The organism is Neptunicoccus sediminis (genome assembly GCF_001719615.1).
Taxonomy (GTDB): Bacteria; Pseudomonadota; Alphaproteobacteria; order Rhodobacterales; family Rhodobacteraceae; genus Amylibacter; species Amylibacter sediminis.
Genome location: NZ_MDVX01000001.1, coordinates 797,012 through 818,251, shown reverse-complemented (window position 1 = coordinate 818,251; position 21,240 = coordinate 797,012). Strand labels below are relative to the sequence as shown.

26 protein-coding genes are annotated in these 21,240 nt (G+C 57.4%); 12 read left to right on the top strand and 14 right to left on the bottom strand.

The genetic code is table 11. The annotated features are described in order from the left end of the window. Positions 1 to 344 precede the first annotated feature (344 nt). Complete coding sequence (locus tag BFV97_RS03925) at positions 345 to 554, top strand: DUF1127 domain-containing protein (RefSeq protein ID WP_069299077.1); 210 nt, start codon at positions 345 to 347, stop codon at positions 552 to 554. A 191-nt stretch (positions 555 to 745) separates the two neighbouring features. Here the strand turns inward: BFV97_RS03925 and BFV97_RS03920 are convergent, their stop codons facing one another. The 5 genes from BFV97_RS03920 to BFV97_RS03900 form a co-directional block, all read right to left on the bottom strand. Continuing rightward, the gene (locus tag BFV97_RS03920; RefSeq protein WP_069298973.1) at positions 746 to 1,060 is read right to left on the bottom strand and encodes a hypothetical protein; all 315 of its coding nucleotides are present in this window, start codon (positions 1,058 to 1,060) and stop codon (positions 746 to 748) included. 200 nt (positions 1,061 to 1,260) lie between these two features. Then, a complete protein-coding gene (locus BFV97_RS03915; protein ID WP_069298972.1) occupies positions 1,261 to 2,133 on the bottom strand; it encodes a 50S ribosomal protein L11 methyltransferase in 873 nt (290 codons plus the stop codon). A 165-nt stretch (positions 2,134 to 2,298) separates the two neighbouring features. Then, the gene (gene msrA / locus BFV97_RS03910; RefSeq protein WP_069298971.1) at positions 2,299 to 2,946 is read right to left on the bottom strand and encodes a peptide-methionine (S)-S-oxide reductase MsrA; all 648 of its coding nucleotides are present in this window, start codon (positions 2,944 to 2,946) and stop codon (positions 2,299 to 2,301) included. Between the two features lie 81 nt (positions 2,947 to 3,027). Further along, entirely contained in the window at positions 3,028 to 3,903 is an 876-nt protein-coding gene (yghU, locus tag BFV97_RS03905) for a glutathione-dependent disulfide-bond oxidoreductase (protein WP_069298970.1), read from the bottom strand. A 96-nt stretch (positions 3,904 to 3,999) separates the two neighbouring features. Next, positions 4,000 to 5,169 (bottom strand): M20 aminoacylase family protein, encoded by a 1,170-nt coding sequence (locus BFV97_RS03900; protein WP_069298969.1) that lies wholly within the window; start codon positions 5,167 to 5,169, stop codon positions 4,000 to 4,002. 44 nt (positions 5,170 to 5,213) lie between these two features. Here BFV97_RS03900 and mazG point away from each other — a divergent pair, with 44 nt between their 5' ends. Continuing rightward, positions 5,214 to 6,056, top strand: coding sequence for a nucleoside triphosphate pyrophosphohydrolase (mazG, locus tag BFV97_RS03895; protein ID WP_069298968.1), 843 nt, complete (start codon positions 5,214 to 5,216; stop codon positions 6,054 to 6,056). 21 nt (positions 6,057 to 6,077) lie between these two features. Here the strand turns inward: mazG and BFV97_RS03890 are convergent, their stop codons facing one another. Further along, the gene (locus BFV97_RS03890) at positions 6,078 to 6,824 is read right to left on the bottom strand and encodes a sulfite exporter TauE/SafE family protein (protein ID WP_069298967.1); all 747 of its coding nucleotides are present in this window, start codon (positions 6,822 to 6,824) and stop codon (positions 6,078 to 6,080) included. 178 nt (positions 6,825 to 7,002) lie between these two features. On the opposite strand from BFV97_RS03890, the gene BFV97_RS03885 reads away from it, so the two are divergent. After that, on the top strand, positions 7,003 to 8,007 hold the full coding sequence (locus BFV97_RS03885; RefSeq protein WP_069298966.1) for a Fe(3+) ABC transporter substrate-binding protein: 1,005 nt from the start codon (positions 7,003 to 7,005) through the stop codon (positions 8,005 to 8,007). 169 nt (positions 8,008 to 8,176) lie between these two features. Here BFV97_RS03885 and BFV97_RS03880 read toward each other — a convergent pair whose 3' ends face one another. After that, positions 8,177 to 8,464, bottom strand: coding sequence for a DUF1330 domain-containing protein (locus BFV97_RS03880; protein ID WP_069298965.1), 288 nt, complete (start codon positions 8,462 to 8,464; stop codon positions 8,177 to 8,179). 109 nt (positions 8,465 to 8,573) lie between these two features. On the opposite strand from BFV97_RS03880, the gene BFV97_RS03875 reads away from it, so the two are divergent. Continuing rightward, on the top strand, positions 8,574 to 9,503 hold the full coding sequence (locus BFV97_RS03875) for a nucleoside hydrolase (RefSeq protein WP_069298964.1): 930 nt from the start codon (positions 8,574 to 8,576) through the stop codon (positions 9,501 to 9,503). Positions 9,504 to 9,537: 34 nt separating this feature from the next. Here BFV97_RS03875 and BFV97_RS03870 read toward each other — a convergent pair whose 3' ends face one another. Further along, positions 9,538 to 10,425, bottom strand: coding sequence for a DMT family transporter (locus BFV97_RS03870; RefSeq protein WP_069298963.1), 888 nt, complete (start codon positions 10,423 to 10,425; stop codon positions 9,538 to 9,540). Positions 10,426 to 10,779: 354 nt separating this feature from the next. On the opposite strand from BFV97_RS03870, the gene BFV97_RS03860 reads away from it, so the two are divergent. The 7 genes from BFV97_RS03860 to BFV97_RS03830 all read left to right on the top strand — a co-directional run bounded on the left by BFV97_RS03860 (position 10,780) and on the right by BFV97_RS03830 (position 16,552). After that, positions 10,780 to 11,010, top strand: a complete 231-nt coding sequence (locus tag BFV97_RS03860) for a DUF1127 domain-containing protein (protein WP_069298961.1) — start codon at positions 10,780 to 10,782, stop codon at positions 11,008 to 11,010. Between the two features lie 4 nt (positions 11,011 to 11,014). Next, positions 11,015 to 11,263: a DUF1127 domain-containing protein gene (locus tag BFV97_RS03855; RefSeq protein ID WP_108721621.1), complete on the top strand. Its 249-nt coding sequence runs from the start codon at positions 11,015 to 11,017 to the stop codon at positions 11,261 to 11,263. Between the two features lie 410 nt (positions 11,264 to 11,673). After that, complete coding sequence (locus tag BFV97_RS03850) at positions 11,674 to 12,924, top strand: cation:proton antiporter (RefSeq protein ID WP_069298960.1); 1,251 nt, start codon at positions 11,674 to 11,676, stop codon at positions 12,922 to 12,924. Positions 12,925 to 13,045: 121 nt separating this feature from the next. Continuing rightward, the gene (locus BFV97_RS03845) at positions 13,046 to 13,480 is read left to right on the top strand and encodes a Fur family transcriptional regulator (protein WP_069298959.1); all 435 of its coding nucleotides are present in this window, start codon (positions 13,046 to 13,048) and stop codon (positions 13,478 to 13,480) included. After that, positions 13,477 to 14,403, top strand: a complete 927-nt coding sequence (locus BFV97_RS03840; RefSeq protein WP_083225478.1) for a DMT family transporter — start codon at positions 13,477 to 13,479, stop codon at positions 14,401 to 14,403. Before BFV97_RS03845 ends, BFV97_RS03840 begins: the two co-directional genes overlap by 4 nt. 45 nt (positions 14,404 to 14,448) lie before the next feature. Beyond that, positions 14,449 to 15,726, top strand: coding sequence for a phosphopyruvate hydratase (gene eno / locus BFV97_RS03835; protein ID WP_069298958.1), 1,278 nt, complete (start codon positions 14,449 to 14,451; stop codon positions 15,724 to 15,726). A 202-nt stretch (positions 15,727 to 15,928) separates the two neighbouring features. Beyond that, the gene (locus tag BFV97_RS03830) at positions 15,929 to 16,552 is read left to right on the top strand and encodes a thiamine phosphate synthase (protein WP_069298957.1); all 624 of its coding nucleotides are present in this window, start codon (positions 15,929 to 15,931) and stop codon (positions 16,550 to 16,552) included. On the opposite strand, the gene olsA is transcribed toward BFV97_RS03830, so the two are convergent. The 3 genes from olsA to BFV97_RS03815 form a co-directional block, all read right to left on the bottom strand. Beyond that, positions 16,535 to 17,338: a lyso-ornithine lipid O-acyltransferase gene (olsA, locus tag BFV97_RS03825; RefSeq protein WP_069298956.1), complete on the bottom strand. Its 804-nt coding sequence runs from the start codon at positions 17,336 to 17,338 to the stop codon at positions 16,535 to 16,537. The genes BFV97_RS03830 and olsA overlap by 18 nt on opposite strands. Further along, complete coding sequence (locus tag BFV97_RS03820; protein WP_069298955.1) at positions 17,335 to 18,111, bottom strand: GNAT family N-acetyltransferase; 777 nt, start codon at positions 18,109 to 18,111, stop codon at positions 17,335 to 17,337. The genes olsA and BFV97_RS03820 overlap by 4 nt, the downstream gene beginning before the upstream one ends. A 127-nt stretch (positions 18,112 to 18,238) precedes the next feature. Further along, positions 18,239 to 18,403, bottom strand: a complete 165-nt coding sequence (locus tag BFV97_RS03815) for a DUF3553 domain-containing protein (RefSeq protein ID WP_069298954.1) — start codon at positions 18,401 to 18,403, stop codon at positions 18,239 to 18,241. 34 nt (positions 18,404 to 18,437) lie between these two features. Here BFV97_RS03815 and BFV97_RS03810 point away from each other — a divergent pair, with 34 nt between their 5' ends. Continuing rightward, positions 18,438 to 19,040, top strand: coding sequence for a histidine phosphotransferase family protein (locus BFV97_RS03810; RefSeq protein WP_157888260.1), 603 nt, complete (start codon positions 18,438 to 18,440; stop codon positions 19,038 to 19,040). Positions 19,041 to 19,053: 13 nt separating this feature from the next. On the opposite strand, the gene BFV97_RS03805 is transcribed toward BFV97_RS03810, so the two are convergent. Genes BFV97_RS03805 through BFV97_RS03795 form a run of 3 tightly spaced genes read right to left on the bottom strand, consistent with a single transcriptional unit; the run spans position 19,054 to position 21,106 of the window. Beyond that, positions 19,054 to 19,587: a gamma carbonic anhydrase family protein gene (locus BFV97_RS03805; RefSeq protein WP_069298952.1), complete on the bottom strand. Its 534-nt coding sequence runs from the start codon at positions 19,585 to 19,587 to the stop codon at positions 19,054 to 19,056. Next, positions 19,584 to 20,231 (bottom strand): guanylate kinase, encoded by a 648-nt coding sequence (gmk, locus tag BFV97_RS03800; protein WP_069298951.1) that lies wholly within the window; start codon positions 20,229 to 20,231, stop codon positions 19,584 to 19,586. Before gmk ends, BFV97_RS03805 begins: the two co-directional genes overlap by 4 nt. A 2-nt stretch (positions 20,232 to 20,233) precedes the next feature. Beyond that, on the bottom strand, positions 20,234 to 21,106 hold the full coding sequence (locus BFV97_RS03795; RefSeq protein WP_245667555.1) for a YicC/YloC family endoribonuclease: 873 nt from the start codon (positions 21,104 to 21,106) through the stop codon (positions 20,234 to 20,236). Positions 21,107 to 21,240 lie beyond the last annotated feature (134 nt).

Here is a 21,240-nt window from a genome sequence, read left to right as displayed (position 1 = left end):
TCCCGCGAGGCGGTTTCGGATGATAAGAAGTCGGTTTTCATCCCCGTCCCACGGAACTGCCTGTGACGGAAAAGACACGCAACCCTGTGGCACTCCTTCAAGGGCTGATGTCCCTAAAATTGTTTCAATCCCGCCGCCCCTCGCACCTGTTCTGAAAACGACATGAACCGGCGAAAACGGGGCCTTTTCAGCGGGAAATAATCCAAAAGCGACATCGGGATTCAGCCATGCAAAACAGGCAGTTCAGCTATGCGATTTTGACATTTGAAAGCGCGGGACCGGCGGCCTATCTGGGGCTCAGACGAACCGACGCGCTGCGTCTTTCACTTATAAGGAATGTTATCATGGCCCTGGCTCCCAACACATACGTGGCTCCTTTTGGTGCCATTGCGACACACACTGTTGTTGCACGTCTCGAAGCAGCATTCGCTGCAATCGTAGAGTGGAACACAAAGCGCAAAACCGTCAACATCCTGTCCCAACTGTCCGATCGTGAACTGAACGACATCGGCCTGATCCGGGGCGATCTTGACTCCATCCCGACACGCTTCTGAGCGTAGGAACAAAGCGGCGCATTTTCCTCCCTGTGATGCGCTTCTTTCCAGCGGCTATTCGGCCGCAAATGAAAAAGGCCGCTGTCCTCCCACAGCGGTCTTTTTTGTGTCTGCGCCCTTTCGCGATGCGGACATGAAAAAAGGGCGCACCCCATCAGGGTCGCCCTTATGCGTAGCGAAACGGATTTGGGTTAGAGGAAGTTGCCTTCCACATAGGCCAGCACCGGATCACGCCCGAGCAGCTTTGCAGCAATCCGCGAGGCATCCGGTCCCGACGCCAGTTGCGCGACTTTTGCCTCATAGCCCTGCGGTCCCAGTTCCTGAATCATCACGACTTTGGTGACAGTGACGGTTCCATAGAACATCAGCATGAACAGCGCGGTACGGGCCAGGGGGATATGGATCTTGCGACGGGGACGTCGCTGCCACTTGCGCCAGATCGTCGGTTTGAAATCCGGATCCAGCCGCGCAATGCGTTTCTCAAACGTTTTTCTATCCTCGGTCATACCACTCAAATCCCAACTACACGTAAATATCCATGCTTTTTGCATGTCGTGCAGTCTGCAACCCGCGCCCTTACACATCTGCAAGCACACACAGACCAATGTGTTAATCGACGGGAAACCTGAGGCCGCTTTGCCTCAACCACGGCGATGCAAACTGCTTAGATAAAATTAGACGCGAATTGGGGCAAAATCTGGGCAGATTAAGGGCGCTTCTGTAAACAGAGCGTTGACCATTCACCAACAATCAGGTGATCCACCAGTGCGAATCCCTGCGCGGTGTAGGCGGCTTTCACATCGTCCGCCTGTTCATTCAGCAGCCCCGAAAGGATGACATAACCATCCGCGGCGCAGCTTTCGCCCATGTCCGGTGCCAGCGCAATCAGCGGGCCTTTCAGGATGTTAGCAAAGATCAGATCATAAGGCGCTTGTTCCCGCAGCCGCGGGTGGTCAAAACCGGCGCATGTGACAATTTCCACACGTCCGTCCAGATCGTTGCAGACCACATTGGCCGCAGCGGTGTCTGTGGCCACTTCGTCAATGTCGCTGGCCAGCACAGAGCCCTGCCATATTTTCGCAGCCGCCATAGCCAGAACCGCAGTTCCGCACCCCACATCAATCACATTGCGGCCATGAAAGCCCTTGGTATCCAGATCGTGCAACGCCTGCAAACACCCCTGCGTGGTGCCGTGGTGTCCAGTGCCAAAGGCCATTGCCGCCTCTATCAGCAGGGGCACGCTATCCTGCGGCACCTGATCGGCATCGTGGCTGCCGTATAAAAAGAATCGCCCCGCACGGATCGGTGCCAGTTCGCGACGCACATGGGCCACCCAGTCGGTTTCGGGCAATTCCGAGATCGCAAAGGGTTTCGCGTCATGGGCCGCTGCCAGCAGGGAGAGGGCAATATCGTCCGGTTGTTCAATGAAATAGGCCCCGACTTCCCATGTGCCGCTGCCGTCTTCCACTTCAAACACGCCCACCCCTGTCGGTTCGGGGATCAGATCCTCACAGGCTTCGGCAAGGGCTTCGGCGCGGGATTTGTCTCTGAGTGTGGTCAGGGCAGTAAATGTCGGCATTTTGCAGGCTCCTATCGTTGTGTTCCGATTAGGTAAGTGAAGGCGCATCGTCAAGCGTCATGCCCGAATGGTCCGCGGATCAGGCCCCTCCGCCTGAACAGAAAAGACCGGACACAGATTACTGCATCCGGTCATAATCAATCTTAGTCACCGGTGTCGCGGTGGTCAGGCACCGACGCCAATCGGACAGGTCACACCTGTGCCACCGATCCCGCAATAGCCCGCCGGATTTTTTGCCAGATATTGCTGGTGGTAATCCTCGGCGTAATAGAATGTCGGCGCGGGCAGGATTTCGGTTGTAATCTGGCCATAACCTTTTTCGCGCAGGCGCGGCTGAAAGGCTTCTCGGGTTTGTTCGGCCAGCGCCTGTTGTTCATCAGAGAACGTATAAATCCCGCTGCGGTACTGGGTGCCACGGTCATTGCCCTGCGCCATACCCTGTGTCGGGTCGTGCCCTTCCCAAAAGACAGTCAGCAATTGTTCATAGCTGATCACCGAAGGGTCATAGATCACGCGCACCACTTCGTTGTGTCCGGTCCGCCCGCTGCAAACCTCTTCATAGGTGGCGTTGGGGGTTGATCCGCCCGCATAGCCCACCATCGTGGACCAGACGCCGTCAAGCTTCCAGAACAGGCGTTCCACACCCCAGAAACAGCCCATGCCGAAAACGGCCTGTTCAAATCCATCGGGGATCGGCCCTTTCAGCGGGCGTCCGTTGACGAAGTGCATCTCGGCAGTTGGCAATTCGCTTGCACGCCCCGGCAGACAGTCTGCGGGCGCGGGAATGGTGGTGGGCTTTGACGAAAACAGCATGGCAATTCTCCTGATATGTTACCCAAAGGTAGGGGGCACAGGCGGATTTTCCAGCCGCCTGCACTGAACTGTGATGCCGGATCAGGCGTTTTCGGCCGGTTCCAGCTTGTCCTGCGTGCGGGTTTCAAAGTCCGACGCATCGTGACGTTCGCGCAATTGTTCCTCCAGCGGACCAGAAGCGCGGTTTACCATCCGCCCCCGCTGTACCGCAGGACGGGCGGCAATGGCCTTTTGCCAACGTTGCACGTTTTTATAGCTGTCCACTTGCAGGAATTCCCCTGCCTCATAGATCTTGCCCTGCGCCAGCACTCCGTACCATGCCCAGTTCGCAATATCCGCGATGGAATAGTCCGCACCGCCCAGATATTCGGATTCGCCCAGACGACGGTCCAGAACATCCAGTTGACGCTTCACTTCCATTGCAAAACGGTTGATCGGGTATTCAAACTTTTCCGGTGCATAGGCGTAGAAGTGGCCAAAACCGCCGCCCAGATACGGCGCAGAGCCCATTTGCCAGAACAGCCAAGACAGGGTTTCAGTCCGCGCTGCGGGATCGCTTGGCAGGAAGGCTCCGAATTTTTCCGCGAGATAGAGCAGGATCGCCCCGCTTTCAAAAACGCGGGTCGGTTTTTCTGTGGAATGATCCATCAGTGCCGGAATTTTAGAGTTCGGGTTCACATCGACAAAGCCGCTGCCGAACTGATCTCCGTCCCCGATCTTTATTAGCCAGGCGTCATATTCCGCCCCCGCGTGACCGGACTCCAGCAGTTCTTCCAACATCACCGTGACTTTGACACCATTGGGTGTCGCCAGCGAATAAAGCTGCAACGGATGCTTGCCGACGGGCAGCTCCTTGTCATGGGTTGGCCCTGCGATGGGCCGGTTGATACTGGCAAACTGGCCGCCGCTTTCGGAATCCCATTCCCAAACCTTTGGCGGTACATAGTCGTTAGACATCATTTATTCCTTCAATTTCCTGTTGCCGCCTAACCTAGTGTGACCACCGCAGGAGAGCAAAGCCCATTTCCGTGACGCAAGGTTTCGTGAACCGGATCACTTGGCGGCAAGGGGCTGCGCCCGCTCTACGATCCGTGCGAGAACCGAGGCTCCGGCGGGGCTGGCCTCGTCGTTGAAATCGTATTTCGTGTGGTGCAGATAGGCGCTGTCACCGTTGCCAATATAGAAGTAGGCGCCCGGCACCTGTTCCAGCATGAACGAGAAATCCTCGGCCCCCATTGTCGGGGCAATGTCGCCTTTGACATTCGGCGCGCCGACCACTTCGCGGGCAACCTCGCAGGCGAATTCGGTTTTCACCGGATCATTGATCGTCGCAGGGTAGCCATAGTTATACGTCAGCCGCGCGGACCCGCCCATCATCTCTGCGGTGCTGTGAACAATCGCCTTCATCCGCTCCACCACCAGTGCCTGCACATCCTTGTCAAAGCTGCGCACCGTACCGCCCAGCATAGCGGTTTCAGGCACCACATTGTGGGTGGTGCCGGCATGGATCTGTGTCAGGGACAGTACCACGGTTTTGATCGGATCCACATTGCGGGTCACGATGGATTGCAGATTCTGGTAGAGATTGACCGCGATCATCACCGGATCAACGGATTCATGGGGGCTGGCTGCATGCCCGCCCGCGCCTGTGATGTGAATTTCAAAGTCATCTGCCGCTGCCAGCAAAGGACCGGGACAGGTTTCAATCGTACCAACGGGGGATTTTGGCAGGGAATGCTGGCCGAACACCTGCGAGATGTTGAACCTGTCGATCAACCCGTCCTCTACCATGAACCGCGCACCGCCGGACCCTTCTTCGCCCGGCTGGAAGATCAGCGCCACGCGCCCCGAAAACTTGCGGGTTTCAGCCAGATAGCGGGCCGCACCCAGCAGCATGGTCGTATGTCCGTCATGGCCACAGGCGTGCATCATACCTTCAACCGTGCTGGCGTAGGGCAGCCCGGTTTCCTCTGGCATGGGCAGCGCGTCCATATCCGCCCGCAAACCGATAGTCGGCCCGTCGCCCTGCCCGTTGATGATGCCGACCACACCGCTAACCCCGATTTTTTCGTGGATTTCATCGACACCAAAGGCGCGCAGTTTTTCGACAACAAACGCGGCGGTCTGGTGACAGTCCATGTCCAGTTCGGGATGGGCGTGCAGATGCTGGCGCCATTCCTTCATGTCTTCAAAATATTCTGCAATACGGTTGATCACGGCCATAGATTCTGGTCTCCTTTTGCGCGGACTATCAGGAACCCCGAAGCATGAGTAAAGACCAATCCGCCTCTCAATCCTTATGCCTTGATCCGGACGGCGGCCTGCCCCGCCTGCTAGAGATCATGGCCCGCCTGCGCGACCCTGAAACAGGGTGTCCGTGGGACATTGAACAGGATTATGGCTCTATCGTGCCTTATACCATCGAAGAAGCCTATGAAGTTGCCGATGCCATCGCGCTCGGGGATATGGCAGAGCTGGAGGGGGAGTTGGGCGATCTGCTGTTGCAGGTGGTCTATTACACCCAGATGGGGGCGGAGGACGGGCATTTCACCTTTGAAACCGTCACCAAAAAGATTGCCGACAAGATGATCCACCGGCACCCCCATGTATTCGGGACGGAAAGCCGCGATAAATCCGCAGCGCAACAGACCGCCGACTGGGAAAAGATCAAGGCGGCAGAGCGGGCGGCGAAAGGGCAGACCAAGACCCGCACGCTGGACGGGGTGGCGGGCAATCTGCCGGCCCTGACCCGTGCGGTAAAGCTGCAAAAGCGGGCGGCCCGTGTGGGGTTTGACTGGCCGGAAAAGGTGCAGGTTCTTGACAAGATCACCGAAGAAGCCGCCGAACTGGTAGAGGCCGTGGATAGCCTGCCCCGTGACAAACAGGTAGAAGAATTCGGGGATCTGATGTTTGTAATGGCAAATCTGGCGCGCCATCTGGAGATCGACCCAGAAGAGGCCCTGCGCAGTGCCAACCGCAAATTCACCCGCCGCTTTGAATACATCGAAGATGCGCTGGAACGGCAGGGAAAGACCCCGAATGACTCGGATCTGGCAGAGATGGACGGGCTTTGGGATCAGGCGAAACAGGCGGAACGCGCCGCAGACTGAGGCATCACCATAGCGCTGTGATCAGAACAGCCGCGCAAAGAATACCGCGCTCATGCTTAGGCCGACAAGGATGACAATGCCGCGCACCACGGATTTTGGCAGGACACGGGCCACAGGCGCGCCCGCATAGCCCCCGATGGTGGCCGCGACCATCATCACGATCGCTTGGGGCCATTCAACCAGCCCGCTGATGGCAAAGGCCGCGACCGAAATTGCCGAAAGCGCAAAGGAAAGGCCGTTCTTCAGCCCGTTCATCTCGTGGATGTTGGTCATCCCCCAGAGCGAGAACAACGCCAGCAGCACGATGCCAAGCCCCCCGTTGAAATAGCCACCGTAGATGCTGACCAGAAACAGACCCGCCGCACCGAACGGTGTGACCGCCCGTGCCTTGCGTGCGGCCCAGTCGCGGATCGCATCCCCGAACCAGAAAGCCAGTGTTGCGGCCAGCAGCAGGAAAGGAACGACAATCGCAAAGGCTTCGTTAGAGGAGACCACCAGCAGCAGCGCCCCCACCAGCCCGCCGGCCAGCGTAATCACCGTCAGGCGGACCATCTGACGCCGGTCAAAGGCTTTCAATTCGTCCTTGAATCCCACCGCTCCGGCCAGATAGCCCGGAAAGACCGCCACCGCCGATGTCGCATTGGCCACAACGGGCGGCACGCCGGTAAAGGCCAGCGCGGGAAAGGTCAGAAAGGTGCCGCCACCGGCGATAGTATTCAAAACACCGGCCCCGAAAGCCGCAAAGATCAGGAGAATATAGTCAGTCATGGCACATGCTTAGCCCCTAAGTCCGCCCGCGCCAATGCAAATTTTAACTGCTCCATTATCCGGATCGCCAACGGCAAGCGCAGTTGAACTTTTATTCCGACCAATTCAGTCAATCATTGACCCGACTATTTTAGTCGTATTAAGAGGAGCCACCGAAACTTATACAGGATTCGAACCTATGAGATTTATCAGCGCCCTCGCAGCCACCGCTGCCACCCTGACCAGCACCGCCGCATACGCAGACGTAACGGTATATTCCTACCGCCAGCCCGAACTGGTATCGCCCCTGCTGGACGCCTTTACCAAAGAGACCGGCGTTGAAACCAACCTTGTGTTCCTGAACAAAGGCATGATTGAAAAACTTCAGGCCGAGGGCGACCGCTCTCCGGCGGATCTGGTGATGACCGTTGATATTTCCCGCCTGCAAGCACTTGTGGATGCCGGCGTGACCCAACCCGTGCAATCCGAAACCCTGAGCGCGAATATCCCCGCTGAATTCCGTCATGCCGATGGCGAATGGTTTGGCCTGACATCCCGTGCGCGGATTGTTTACGCCTCCAAGGATCGGGTGGAAGAAGGGGAAGTCACCACCTACGAAGACCTCGCCTCGGACAAATGGGAAGGCCGCATCTGCATCCGTTCCGGCACCAATGCCTATAACCTCGCGCTGATTTCTTCCATGATCGCCCACCACGGCGAAGAAGAAACCAAAACATGGCTGGAAGGCATCAAATCCAATCTGGCGCGCAAGCCTTCAGGCAATGACCGCGGACAGGTGAAAGCCATCCACGCCGGTGAATGCGATATTTCGCTTGGCAACACCTACTACATGAAAAAAATGCTGGAAGAACCCGATCAGAAAGCCTGGGCAGATTCCGTGCGCATCGTCTTTCCGACCTTTGAAGACGGCGGCACCCATGTGAACCTGTCCGGTGTGGCCCTGACCAAAGCGGCCCCGAACAAGGAAGAAGCCGTTCAACTGATGGAATGGCTGTCCTCTGATGCTGCACAGGAAATCTACGCGCAGGTGAACGGGGAATACCCGCTGAAAGAAGGCACGCAAGCCTCTGATCTGGTGAAAAGCTGGGGCAGCTTTACAGCGGACGACAAGCCGCTCGACGAAATCGCGAAACTGCGCCCAACCTCTTTGAAGTTGGTCGAAACGGTTGATTTCGACGGCTGATCGTCCGCTATCGCATAATATTGTGTTCGCGCCTGCGTAACAGGCGCGCGCCATAAGGACCGCCGGTGCGAATACGCACTGGCGGTTCAACTTTTGAGGTTCCGCAAGTAGGGCAGAACACGGCAGCATCCGCAGCGAAGCTTGCGTGGCGACTGGGCATTACGAGAAATCAGAGACCTTCTACGAGAACGAGATCCGTTTCCGCAGCAAGCATACGGACCGCTCTTGCCGCTGTGTATTCTTCGGAATTGTAAAAGCGTTCGGCGGCGTCCATGTCTTCAAACTCGATGACCACAGCCGTTCCGCTTGCAGGGCCTTCCTTTAGCGTCGGGTTCGGATTGCTTACCAGTGCCTTACCGCCGTATTTGGCTATTGCAGGGCGGGCCAAAGCGCTGAACTCCTGCATTTTTTCCGCGTCATGTGCCCGAATATGAGCAATTAAATAACCTTTAGGCATCCTAAAACTCCTTTTCTCTCTAATGCACCTGCGCCGAGGGTAACGTGAATTGCGCCTTCACGCAAAAGGGGCGCTTTTGCTTTTGGCGCGGCTGGTCTAAAGCTATGGCATGACACGTAAAATCATTATCGACACAGACCCGGGACAGGATGATGCGGTAGCCATCCTGCTCGCGCTTGCCAGTCCTGAACTGGAGGTTCTGGGCATCACTGCAGTGGCGGGGAATGTTCCTCTGGCGCTAACCGAACTCAACACCCGCAAAATCGTGGAACTGGCCGGACGCCCGGACATTCCGGTCTTCGCGGGCTGCGATGCGCCGCTGGATCGTCCACTGGTCACAGCCGAGCATGTCCACGGGCGCACGGGGCTGGACGGGCCGACCCTGCCAGAGCCGCAAATCCCATTGCAGGACAAACACGGGGTAGATTTCATCATCGACACCCTGCGCAGCACAAAGGATGTGACGCTTTGTCCGTTGGGACCATTAACCAATATCGCAGCCGCGCTGACACAAGCCCCCGAGATCAAGGAAAACATTCGCGAGATTGTTTTCATGGGGGGTGGCTTCTTTGAAGGGGGCAACATCACGCCCGCGGCAGAGTTTAACATCTATGTCGATCCAACCGCCGCCGATATTGTGCTGCGCTCGGGCGTTGCGGTCACGATGCTGCCGCTTGATTGCACACATCAGGCCCTGACCACCGCGCCGCGGGTCGCAGCCTTTCGTGCCCTGCCCAACCGCGCCGGTCCTGTGGTGGCAGAGCTGACGGATTTCTTTGAACGTTACGACAAGGAGAAATACGGCTCGGACGGTGCGCCGCTGCATGATCCCTGCGTGATTGCCTATCTGCTGCGCCCCGATCTGTTCAACAGCCGTTTCATCAACGTAGAGGTTGAAACCATTTCCAAGCTGACGCTTGGGGCGACAGTGGCGGATTGGTGGCGGGTTACGGATCGCCCCGCCAATGTAACCTATGTAAAAGACGTGGATGCCGACGGCTTTTTCGCGTTGCTGGTCGAACGGATCGGCACGCTTTGAGGAATGCTCCCGCGCGGCACTGCGCTGCGCGGGGCTATCTTTTGCGGGGCTTGTGGTTGATCAACACAATCCCCGCGCTGACCAGTATCAGTGCGACGACAATCCAGATCGTGATCGTCTCTCCCAAGATCAACCAGCCAAGCAGCACACCAAAGAGCGGCGCAAGAAAGCCGAAGCTCGCCATTTCCGATGCGGGGTATTTCGACAGCACCCAGAACCATGTGGAAAAGCCCAAGCCAACCACAACCACCGACTGAAACGCCAGAACGCCCCAATGAAACGGTTGCAGATCGCGGATCTGGTCCCCGATCAGAAAGGCAACAGGGATCAGCACAACAGCCGAGACGACAAGCTGGTAGAGCAACTGCATTTCCGGCACAGACCGGTTCAGCGGCGTGACACGGGCCACGATCCCGATGGCCGCCCAGATCATCGCCCCTGCAATGCAGAAAATATCGCCCAGCAACTCGTTCTCGCCGCCCTCACGCCCCCACATGGCCACCACGACACCTGTAACCGCGACCACCAGACCGATGATCTTGTTACGGGTCAGACGTTCGGCAGGGATCAGAAAATGCGCACCAAGGGTCATCCAGACCGGCATAGTATAAAACAACACAGAAACACGGGCGACAGAGGAATAATCAAGCGCAAGGAACAGCATCAGAAATTCCAGCGCAAACAGGACGCCGGTGACGACGCCCCAGCCAAGACTGCCGTCCCGCAGGCTCAGCCTGCGGCGGAACAGCACCGCCAGCGCCAGAACAGGAAGCACCGCCATCGCACTGCGCAATCCGGCTTGCAGCGCGGGATGCATCCCCTGCCCGACGATCTTTACCAAAACCTGATTCAGTCCGAGCAACAGGGAAACCCCGACCAGCAAGCCGGCACCGAGCAAATCTATACGATCTTTCTTTTCCATACTGCACCTTTTCCCAGACAGGCGCAGATCATCACGCATTGAATCGCTTGGCAATTCGCAAAAGCCGCGAATCCCGCGCAAGGCGTCATCCACGCCGGAAACGTCCCGTCACTTGCTGTGATCACAAAATTTTCGGGACTGCGTGCAAACCCTGCGCAAATATCGCTCAGGACCCGCCGGATCTGCCCGATAAAGGCGCAGCCATAGGGCAAGAGCTTTATTTTCAAGGAGAACTGCCTTTCCGTTTATGCATACCCCCTTTGCGCAGAGATACGTTGAAACCGGGGGGGATCGTTCATATTGTTGCATTGCAGCAAGAAATTCTGCGCTGCAGCAAAATGAAGGAAAGTCGAAATGTCGATCTCTAGCACACATAATGGCACAGCACTCGGCGACCTTAAGAACAAGTTCGCATCGGCGCTCAAGAACACCGCCGAAAGCTGGAGCACATATCGCCGCAAACGCAAGGCGTACACAAACACATTTGCCGAGCTTGCAGGCCTCTCTGCCCGCGATCTCGCAGACCTCGGGTTTTCCCGTGGTGACATCAGACGGGTCGCTCGTGAAGCGGCAGAAATGGCTTAAGACAATGAAAACTGTAACATACGACAACATCTCTGAATCCGGCTTCGCAGCCTTCAAGAAACGCTCTGCCGAAGCATTCGCTGCGGGTTGGTCCGGCGTTTCAGCACGGGCATCCGCGTCCCTGCTGCGCCTGCAAACCGCACGGATGATCTCTGCCCTGCAAGGCATGAGCAACGAGCAATTGCACCAGATTGGCGTGAAACGCGCTGACATTCCGGCCTACGCACGCACGCTGGTCGTTCAGGATCAATAATTCGGATAGGCGCCTGTCCTTTCAAGCGCCTTTTACAAAACGGTCGTTCCTCCCAGATCCCGTTTCGTAAACACGCCGGTCCCTCTATCCTCCTCCCGGAGGGGCCGGCAAACAAACACACCAGATTACCCGGCGGTCGTTCCTCCCAGATCCCGTTAGGTATAGATGCCGGTCCCGCCACCTCCTCCCGGTGGGACCGGCATCATAATACACCAGAATACCGCGCGGTCGTTCCTCCCAGATCCCGCATGGTACAGATGCCGGTCCCTCCTCCTCCTCCCGGAGGGGCCGGTTTCATCCCTCCCCGAACCAGAACCCTGTCGCACGTGTTTTCACAGCGTGCGTAATTATCTTCCGTCCGGTTGCCCCGAATGCTACATGCAGTGGGATAAACAACAGGAAGAGCCCCCATGAACGAACTTCAGATTGCATCGTTGCTGATCGTCCTTGCAGGGGTGTTCGGCGCGATCAACTACCTGTTTTTCAGATTACCCTCGGCCATTGGCATCATGATCATAGCGTTGTTGGCGTCTCTGGCGATTATGGGGGTTGATGCGATCTATCCCGTTCTGGAAATTCGCGACACGGTGCGCAGTTTCGTGATTGATCTGGAGTTTTCCTCCGCGCTGCTTGAAGGGATGCTGGGCCTGCTGCTTTTTGCCGGTGCGCTGCATGTGAAAATCGGTGATCTGAGACAGCAGGCGTGGGTGGTTGTGCTGATGGCGACCATTGGCGTTGGTCTGTCCACGGCGATTGTCGGGGGGGCTGTGACCCTTGTCCTTGGTGTTCCTTTGATGATTGCGCTGGTGTTCGGCGCGTTGATTTCCCCGACCGATCCGGTTGCGGTTCTGGGCGTGCTGCGCGCGGCCAACCTGCGCAAGGAACTGGAAACCAAAATCGCAGGGGAAAGCCTGTTCAACGATGGCGTGGCCTATGTGGTGTTTCTGATCCTTGTCGGGCTCGCCTTTCCAAGCGGTCAGGACAGCCACGCAACAACATTTGCCGGCGCATTCATGCTGTTCGGACAGGAAGCCTTTGGCGGTGCGGCCCTTGGCGGTATCCTCGGTTATCTGACCTTCGCGGTGATGCGGCGGATCGACGACTACCCGCTGGAGGTTCTGCTCTCGCTCGGGCTGGCCTTCGGGGGGTATCAACTGGCAACCTATTTCCACCTGTCCGGCCCGATTTTCGCGGTGGTCGCCGGTCTGTTCATCGGGGATGTGGGCGTGAAATACGGGATGAGCGATGAAACCCGCAAATATCTTGATGCCTTCTGGTCGTTGATCGACGAAATCCTGAACGCCATCCTGTTCCTGCTGATCGGCGTAGAAGTCTTTGCCGTGGCCTTTAACGTCAGTGCGCTTTGGGCCGGACTGTTTGCCATCGGCGTGGCACTGACGGCGCGGCTGGTGGCGGTCGCGGTGCCGGTTCTGATGCTCAAACCGTTCAAGACCTTCCCCCGCGATGTGATTCCGATCATGACATGGGGCGGTCTGAAAGGTGGTATCTCTGTTGCGCTTGTGCTGACCCTGCCGGACACAGAATGGAAGCCGCTGCTGCTGTCGATGACCTATATGGTGGTGTTGTTCAGCATTATCATTCAGGGCCTGACCATCGCACCGCTGGCCCGTCGACTGGGCCGCACGCCGGAACTTCTGTAAGCCGCTAAACCGCTGGGTAAACCGGCCTGCTACGCCATGTTTTTGAAGCACTGCGAACGTTAACAGGGTTGCACCAAACGCCATGGCCGCTAAAACCCCTCACAACAAGAGGGACTCGGCCATGACACCACCCACAATCATAGAGCGATGCGAGGCTGCGGGCCTGCGCATGACGGAGCAGCGCCGTGTGATTGCCCGTGTCTTGCAGAACAGCGAAGACCATCCCGATGTGGAAGAACTCTACGCCCGCGCCTCCGAGGTGGACGGCGGAATTTCCATCGCAACCGTTTACCGCACCGTGAAACTGTTTGAGGAATCGGGCATTCTGGAGCGGTTGGAATTTGGCGATGGCCGCGCCCGCTATGAAGACGCAGAGCGCGACCACCACGACCACCTGATCGACCTGCACTCCGGCGAGGTTATCGAATTTGTCGATCCCGAAATCGAGGCATTGCAGGAACGCATCGCCGCCAAGCTCGGCTATGATTTGCGCGGTCATAAAATGGAACTTTACGGCGTCCCCCGCGATACTGGGAAAGAACGGTCGAAGAAGTGATATTCGCCCCACAAAGCGACACGTTGCGCGCGATCATGATGATGATCCTGTCAATGGCGGCCTTCGCCGCGACGGATATGTTTGTCAAACTGGCCGCGCTGACGCTGCCCCCGTCCGAAGTGATGTTTTTTATGGGGATTGGCGGCACGGTGCTGTTCGGGCTTTTGACCAAAGCCAGCGGTACACCGGTTCTGTCGCGGCGTATTTTGCACCCTGCGATCCTCAGCCGCGGCGTTGCAGAAATCGTCGCCGCTTGCGGTTTCTTGATGGCGCTGACCATCCTGCCGTTCTCAACCGCCTCTTCGATCCTGCAAGTCACCCCGCTGCTGGTCACGCTTGGCGCGGCACTGTTCCTGCGGGAATCTGTAAGCTGGCGGCGCTGGAGCGCGATTTTTGTAGGGATGAGCGGCGTTCTTATTATTCTCAACCCTTTTGCAGAAACAACCGAGGCCCATCCCGCCCTGTTTTCCACCGGCTCCCTGCTGGCGATTATCGGCGTGTTCGGCCTTGCGGGGCGGGATCTGTCCACGCGGTTCATCCCAAAGGACGTACCCAACCTGCAAGCCTCCACATGGGGATTCTTCACGGTGGCAATCGCCGGTGTGATCCTGTCCCTGTTCGGTGCGCCGTGGCAGATTCCGGACCTGCTGACTGCGGGCTATATTTGCGGACTGATCGTGTTTTCGGGGATCGGGTATTTCGCGATCACCTCAGCCATGCGCATCGGGGATATTTCCGCCGTGGCCCCCTTCCGCTATTCCCGCATCATCTTTGCCTTCACCCTCTCTGTCATCGTTTTTGACGAGGTGTTGACCCTGCAAACCCTGTTTGGCGCCGCTGTGATTGTAGCGGCCGGACTTTATGTCTGGCTGCGCGAACGCAGACTGGCCCGCGCCATCCCTCCCCAAACCGTAGCGGCATAAGCCACATGCCCTGTTAACCGAACGAACTGAAAAGAGGAATTTGACATGACCGCAATTATTGAAATCACCGGACGCGAGATCCTCGACAGCCGGGGCAACCCGACCGTCGAAGTGGACATCCTGCTGGAAGACGGTACATGGGGCCGCGCCGCCGTGCCCTCGGGTGCCTCTACAGGTGCTCACGAAGCGGTTGAACTGCGTGACGGTGACAAAAGCCGCTATCTCGGCAAAGGTGTTCTTAAAGCGGTCGAAGCCGTAAACGGTGAAATTGCCGAGGCGCTGCTGGGTGTGGATGCCACCCGCCAGTTGGTTATCGACAACATTATGATTGATCTGGACGGCACCGAAAACAAATCCCGCCTTGGCGCGAACGCTATTCTGGGTGTGTCTATGGCCGTAGCCAAAGCCGCAGCCCAAACGCTGAACCAGTCGCTATACCGCTATATCGGCGGCACGTCCTCGCGTTGGTTGCCTGTTCCGATGATGAACATCATCAACGGCGGCGAACATGCGGATAACCCGATCGACATTCAGGAATTCATGATCATGCCGGTGTCCGCACCCAATGTGCGCGAAGCCATCCGCATGGGTGCCGAAGTGTTCCACACCCTGAAAAAAGAGCTGTCCGCAGCCGGCCACAACACAGGCGTCGGCGATGAAGGCGGGTTTGCACCGAACCTGAATTCCACCACTGACGCGCTGGATTTCATCATGAAATCCGTCGAGAAGGCTGGCTACAAACCGGGTGAGGACATCTACCTCGCGCTCGATTGTGCCGCATCGGAATATTACAAGGACGGTCTTTACAACTTCAAAGGCGAAGGCAAGAAACTGTCGTCCGGTGAAAATGCGGACTACCTTGAAAATCTGGTAAACCAGTACCCGATCATCTCTATCGAAGACGGTATGCACGAGGACGACTGGGACGGCTGGAAAACTCTGACCGATAAAATCGGGGACCGGTGCCAGCTGGTGGGCGACGACCTGTTCGTCACCAACACCAAACGTCTGGCCCGTGGTATCGACGAGGGCTGCGCCAACTCCATCCTTGTGAAAGTGAACCAGATCGGCACGCTGACCGAAACACTCGAAGCCGTCGATATGGCCACGCGCAACGGGTTTACATCGGTGATGTCCCACCGCTCTGGCGAAACCGAAGATGCCACCATCGCCGACCTCGCAGTGGCAACAAACTGCGGTCAGATCAAAACCGGCTCTCTGGCTCGTTCAGACCGGCTCGCCAAGTATAACCAGCTGATCCGTATCGAAGAAATGCTGGGCGATGTGGCGCAATATGCAGGGACATCCGTTCTGCGCGGCTAAGCCTCCCCCTTTGCAAACACAAAAAACCGGGCGCGTGCGTCCGGTTTTTTATGGGGCGCGGTCTGCTCCTTCGGTAATCCGGCGCTGGAAATGTGCCATTTTGGTCTCGGAACCGTGCTTGGGCGCTGCGGCTCTTGCTAAATTGCTGGACGACAGGCTACGCAGGCGATAAGACACCCGTCACAAGTCCAAAGGTGCAGTCATGGCCGATCCAGAACATCCCCAGATTTACCTTATCACCCCCCCGCAGTTCGAGCTTTCCGCCTTCTCGGCAGAGCTGAGCCGGATGCTCGACAATTTTGAGGTGGCCTGCGTGCGCTTGCGCTGTGCTTCCGAAGCGGCAGAGGATATTGGCCGCGCGGCTGATAACCTGCGCGAAGTCTGCCATGCCCGCGATGTGCCACTGGTGGTGGAAAACCACGGCAAGATCGCGGCGGTTCACGGGTTGGACGGGGTTCATCTGACGGACGGGCCGCGACAGGTGCGCGACATGCGCAAACTTCTGGGCGACGATGCGATTGTCGGCAGCTTTTGTGAAAACTCCCGTCATACCGGCATGGCCGCGGGCGAGGCCGGTGCCGACTACATTTCCTTTGGTCCGCTGGCGGAAAACCCGCTGTCTGTGTCCGATCCAGTGGATTTTGACACCTTTGAATGGTGGTCCGAAATGATCGAGCTTCCGGTGGTTGCCGAAGGCGCGATTACCCTTGAGATGGCTGCGAAACTGGCCCCTGTCACAGATTTCTTTGCCTTTGGTCCGGAACTCTGGTCTGCAAAGGACGGGCCGGACGCCGCGCTGAAAGCCTATCTAGAGCGGATTGTGTAGCCCACTGCGCACGGCGGCCTCACAGAGCCGCGCCATATCCTTGCGACATGCCACAGTGGCGGCCTGAACCGGCGGGTGAAATACCACCTCGACCCGCCCCTGCCGCCCTTGGGCCAACACGCGGAACAGGTCCTGCGCAAAGGCCGTATCCCCCCACCAGCCGTAGAACCGCGGATCTTCTCCCGCGGGCGCGATGTAATTCAGTGTAACCGGCTGCACCCAAAGTCGCTCTCGCACATCAGGCTCCATAAAGGCCGCAAACAAGGTAGAGCGGAACGGCAGCACCCGCTGCCCGTCCGTGCTGGTGCCTTCGGGAAAGAACAACAACCGATGCCCCCGCGCGATATAGTCCAGCACAAGGGCGCGGTGGCGGGCGGCATGACTGGTACGCCGCTCAATAAAGATCGTGCCCACCGAGCGGGCGATCAGGCCGATCAGCGGCCAGTGCTGCACCTCGGCTTTGGCTACAAACAACACCTTTTGCACTGCGTTCAGCGTGAAAATATCCAGCCACGAACAATGGTTTGCCACCACCGCGCCACCATAGGGCATAGGGGTGCCTGTAAGGATCACAGGTAGGCCGATCACCCGCAACACACCGCGACAGGCCAGCCCGACAACCCATTGTGCCGCCGCGGTGAATCCTGAAATCCGCAGCATAACCATTGGCCCCATCAGACCGAAAATAATCACCGCCATCGCCGCCACACGCAGGCAACAGCGCAGCCAGCCCATAACGCCGAATGGCTTGACCACGGCGCGACTGCCGTCATCCCAAGTGGTCATGCCGCCAGCCCCTGCAACAGTTGCGCCCTCTGTTTGGCAGGAATATTCTGCTGGTCGAGCACGAGACACACATCAATCGTGTTGAAATCCCGATCCACATAGGCCCCTTCTCCGACCCAGCCCCCAAGCCGGATATAGCTTTTGATCAGCGCGGGGATCTGACGCACCGCAGTTACGCGGTCAATCGCATCGGCTTGCTTCATGTCCATTCGGACACGGGCGCTTTGCCGCGCGACCACCCGCAGCTGCGGCGGGGCGAGATGGCCGTGGTGCAGGTAGGACAGACCGTCGGCATAAGCCGTCGGATCGGTTCCGGCAAACGAAGCCACGCCGAACAGCAGTTCAATCCGGTTGCGCAACACATATTCCGCCACCCCCTGCCACAAAAGATGCAGCGCAATGCCGTTGCGATAGGCCGGATCAATACAGCTGCGCCCGAGTTCCACAGCAGAGCGTCCCGACCGGATGATCGGACCCAAATCATATTCCTGCGCACCGTAAAATCCCTGCGCCTTTGCGGCAGTTTCACTGCGCATCATGCGATAGGCCCCAACGACGTTATTGTCAGTGTCCGGAATCCGCGTGTCCATTAAAAGGAGATGATCGAAATAGGGATCAAAAGCATCGGACTCGCGGTTCGCAGCCTCTCCGTCAAAGGCGGGACGGGCGCCCATTTCCTGGACAAAAACGCGATACCGCAGGCGCTGGGCGGCGGCGAGCTCTTGTTCGCTCTCTGCCAGCTTCAGGGTGAAATGTGATGTATTCACGATCATCTGGGACCTCCCCTGCCAATTAGGAAATTATTAACCCAATCGGCGTATTTTTGCAGACAAACCGCACGTCAGGAAAAAAACTTGAAAACTCAACTGAAAGTAGCATACTCATTCCACAGCACGCCAGCTACACTGGCTCCAGGGCCACATGGTCGCCATTGATTACCACTTTGCCGACCTCTTCGAAATTGACGGTTATTTTGCCGTCTATAACAGATTGAACCTGCCCCAGCCCCCATTCAGGATGCTCGGGATTGCGCACCAACTGGCCGGGTGTCAGAAACTCAATCATGGAAAGCCTTTTGTTAAACCTATTGGTGACGCCTATGTATGATACTTCCGACGATATTACAGCCCTCATCAGCGCCAGAATCTGCCATGACCTTGCCAGTCCGCTTGGCGCTATCGCCAATGGTGTGGAGCTGCTGGAACTGTCCGGCGTAGCAGATTGCCCCGAAGCGGTCTTGCTTGCGGATAGTGTAAATTGCGCAACTGCACGGATGGCGTTCATTCGCGTTGCCTACGGGTTTGCCAATAGCCAGACCAAAATGGCCCCGTCACAGGCGCAGCAGTTGTTGTCCGCAAACTTTGCGGAACGCAAGATCGCCATCCAGTGGCGGATTTCGCAAGACACGGCGAAACCGTTGACCAAGCTGCTGTTTTTACTAATACAATGCTGTGAAAGCGCACTGCCCTATGGCGGGGAAATCCAGCTCCACCAAAGGGACGATGTGATTGACTTACACACCAACGCCAAGGAGGTGCGGCATGATCCGGCACTCTGGGGGTGTCTGTCTGCGGAAACTGCCCAGCCAACCCTGACGTCGTCATTAGTGCATTTTGAATTGGCCCGCTTGCAGGCTCTGAAACTCGGGCGGGACATCGATGTGCGGTTCAGCGACACCACACTGGACATAACAATTCATTAACGGGGTGGGCGGATTATCCGGCATCCACCGGAACCAGCCCCTTGCGAAAGCGCCGCATATTTGCCTGATAGCCTTCGGCGGATTTGGTCAGCATGGCCTGAGCCGCCGCGTCCAACTCTCGCACGACCTTACCGGGTGCGCCCATTACCAGAGAATTATCCGGAATGACTTTATTCTCTGTAATCAGCGCATTTGCACCGATCAGGCAATTTTTACCAATCACTGCGCCGTTCAACACCGTTGCACCCATTCCGATCAGGGAATTATCCCCGATGGTACAGCCGTGCAGCATCGCCTTATGCCCGATGGTACAGTTTTTACCGATCGCTAACGGATACCCCATATCCGTGTGCAGCACTGAATTTTCCTGAATGTTAGAGCCTTCCCCCAAGAGAATCAGCTCATTATCGCCGCGCAGCACGGCCCCGAACCAGACCGAGGCGCCGCTTTCGATCCGCACGCGCCCCATCAACTGGGCGCTCGGCGCGATCCAGTAATCCCCGTCCGCCGCCAGTTCCGGTGCGATTCCATCCAGTTCGTAGATCATAACATTGCCTCACATTCTGCATTCAGTTCGCGAACCCGCTCCACCAGACCGGGTTGACGGTCGCGCCGCAAACGCTCTGCCGTCACAATAGAGCGCAACTGGGTTTCGCAAGCTTCCAGATTCTCGTTCACCAGCACATAGTCGTATTCCGGCCAGTGGCTGATTTCGTCCCGCGCTTTGGCCATGCGGTTGTTAACCACTTCCTCACTGTCCTGTCCGCGGGCGTTGAGACGGCTTTCCAGTTCTGCAATCGACGGGGGCAACAAGAAGATCGACACCACATTATCCCGCAGGCTGGAGGCGCGAATCTGCTGGCCGCCCTGCCAGTCCACATCAAACAGCACGTCCTGCCCAGTCGCAACCGCCGCTGCAACAGGGGCGAGCGGCGAGCCGTAGTGATTGCCAAACACCTCGGCATGTTCCAGCATTTCACCATCCGCAACCATGCGCAGAAATTCATCTTTGGATTTGAAGTAATAATCCTTGCCCTCAACCTCTTGCGGACGCATCGGGCGGGTGGTGGCGGAGACCGAAAAATCAATCGCCGGATCTTTGGCCAGCAGCCGTTTCGCCAGCGTGGATTTTCCCGCACCCGAAGGCGATGAAATAATGATCAGAAGCCCGGATCGTATCTGTTCAGACATGGTTACTCCACATTTTGCACCTGCTCGCGCATCTGGTCGATTACAGCTTTCAGGTCAAGTCCGATCCCTGTCAGATCAGTGAAATTGGCCTTGGAACACAGGGTATTGGCCTCGCGGTTGAACTCCTGCGTGAGAAAATCGAACTTGCGGCCAACAGGTCCTTCCTGCTCCAGCAGATCGCGGGCAGCGCTGACATGGGCCTGCAACCTGTCCAGTTCTTCCGAAACATCCGCCTTCACCGCAAGCAGGGCAAGTTCCTGCTCCAGACGCTGTTCGTCCACCGCATCCGTGCTGCCCAGAACACGGGCAAGGTTCTGTTTCATGGTCTCCGCCACGTGATCCCGCCGCCGGTCGAGCACTTCACCCGCCTGGGCGCACAGCCTGTCGATCCGGTCGATCTGTTGTGCTAGCACCTCTGCCAGCGCCTTACCTTCAGAGGCGCGGGCCTGCGCGAAAGCCGTTAGCGCGGTTTCAAAATCTTTCTTCACCGGATCATTCAACGCGCCGAGCGGGTCGGCCTCTGTCTCTGCTGTGCCAAACACACCGGGCAGCGCAAGGATGGCTGCAATGTCGAGCGGGGCAGTTTCGACATTGGCCGCTTGTGTTGCGGTTCTGGCGGCATCGAGTGCCCGTTGCAAACCTTCAGGGTTAAGCTGTGCAAAGCGGGCCACGGTGTTGCGTCTGACCCGCAGCGCAATGGTAAGCGTGCCCCGCTTGCAAATCGCGGCGATCTGCTTTCTGGCGTCAGCCTCCAGCCCGTCAAAACCATCCGCGAGACGCATCCGCACATCCAGCCCGCGCCCGTTAACACTGCGGATTTCCCAAGCCCAGGACACTGCGCCACTACTGCCGTTGGCCGACGCGAAGGCCGTCATAGAATTAACCATTTATGAAGATATGCCTCACTTTTGAATCGATTTTGTGCCAGATAGTCGGCAAGGGGACTGTTAAAAAATCCCTATCAAAATACACTACGGTTCTCAACAAATGCGTGCAAAATACGCAAGGG

Bases quoted from the DNA above. Each gene is read 5' to 3' on its own strand.
- BFV97_RS03925 (WP_069299077.1), top strand. From the start codon at position 345: ATGGCCCTGGCTCCCAACACATACGTGGCTCCTTTTGGTGCCATTGCG.
- BFV97_RS03920 (WP_069298973.1), bottom strand. From the start codon at position 1,060: ATGACCGAGGATAGAAAAACGTTTGAGAAACGCATTGCGCGGCTGGAT.
- BFV97_RS03915 (WP_069298972.1), bottom strand. From the start codon at position 2,133: ATGCCGACATTTACTGCCCTGACCACACTCAGAGACAAATCCCGCGCC.
- msrA (WP_069298971.1), bottom strand. From the start codon at position 2,946: ATGCTGTTTTCGTCAAAGCCCACCACCATTCCCGCGCCCGCAGACTGT.
- yghU (WP_069298970.1), bottom strand. From the start codon at position 3,903: ATGTCTAACGACTATGTACCGCCAAAGGTTTGGGAATGGGATTCCGAA.
- BFV97_RS03900 (WP_069298969.1), bottom strand. From the start codon at position 5,169: ATGGCCGTGATCAACCGTATTGCAGAATATTTTGAAGACATGAAGGAA.
- mazG (WP_069298968.1), top strand. From the start codon at position 5,214: ATGAGTAAAGACCAATCCGCCTCTCAATCCTTATGCCTTGATCCGGAC.
- BFV97_RS03890 (WP_069298967.1), bottom strand. From the start codon at position 6,824: ATGACTGACTATATTCTCCTGATCTTTGCGGCTTTCGGGGCCGGTGTT.
- BFV97_RS03885 (WP_069298966.1), top strand. From the start codon at position 7,003: ATGAGATTTATCAGCGCCCTCGCAGCCACCGCTGCCACCCTGACCAGC.
- BFV97_RS03880 (WP_069298965.1), bottom strand. From the start codon at position 8,464: ATGCCTAAAGGTTATTTAATTGCTCATATTCGGGCACATGACGCGGAA.
- BFV97_RS03875 (WP_069298964.1), top strand. From the start codon at position 8,574: ATGACACGTAAAATCATTATCGACACAGACCCGGGACAGGATGATGCG.
- BFV97_RS03870 (WP_069298963.1), bottom strand. From the start codon at position 10,425: ATGGAAAAGAAAGATCGTATAGATTTGCTCGGTGCCGGCTTGCTGGTC.
- BFV97_RS03860 (WP_069298961.1), top strand. From the start codon at position 10,780: ATGTCGATCTCTAGCACACATAATGGCACAGCACTCGGCGACCTTAAG.
- BFV97_RS03855 (WP_108721621.1), top strand. From the start codon at position 11,015: ATGAAAACTGTAACATACGACAACATCTCTGAATCCGGCTTCGCAGCC.
- BFV97_RS03850 (WP_069298960.1), top strand. From the start codon at position 11,674: ATGAACGAACTTCAGATTGCATCGTTGCTGATCGTCCTTGCAGGGGTG.
- BFV97_RS03845 (WP_069298959.1), top strand. From the start codon at position 13,046: ATGACACCACCCACAATCATAGAGCGATGCGAGGCTGCGGGCCTGCGC.
- eno (WP_069298958.1), top strand. From the start codon at position 14,449: ATGACCGCAATTATTGAAATCACCGGACGCGAGATCCTCGACAGCCGG.
- BFV97_RS03830 (WP_069298957.1), top strand. From the start codon at position 15,929: ATGGCCGATCCAGAACATCCCCAGATTTACCTTATCACCCCCCCGCAG.
- olsA (WP_069298956.1), bottom strand. From the start codon at position 17,338: ATGACCACTTGGGATGACGGCAGTCGCGCCGTGGTCAAGCCATTCGGC.
- BFV97_RS03820 (WP_069298955.1), bottom strand. From the start codon at position 18,111: ATGATCGTGAATACATCACATTTCACCCTGAAGCTGGCAGAGAGCGAA.
- BFV97_RS03815 (WP_069298954.1), bottom strand. From the start codon at position 18,403: ATGATTGAGTTTCTGACACCCGGCCAGTTGGTGCGCAATCCCGAGCAT.
- BFV97_RS03810 (WP_157888260.1), top strand. From the start codon at position 18,438: ATGTATGATACTTCCGACGATATTACAGCCCTCATCAGCGCCAGAATC.
- BFV97_RS03805 (WP_069298952.1), bottom strand. From the start codon at position 19,587: ATGATCTACGAACTGGATGGAATCGCACCGGAACTGGCGGCGGACGGG.
- gmk (WP_069298951.1), bottom strand. From the start codon at position 20,231: ATGTCTGAACAGATACGATCCGGGCTTCTGATCATTATTTCATCGCCT.
- BFV97_RS03795 (WP_245667555.1), bottom strand. From the start codon at position 21,106: ATGACGGCCTTCGCGTCGGCCAACGGCAGTAGTGGCGCAGTGTCCTGG.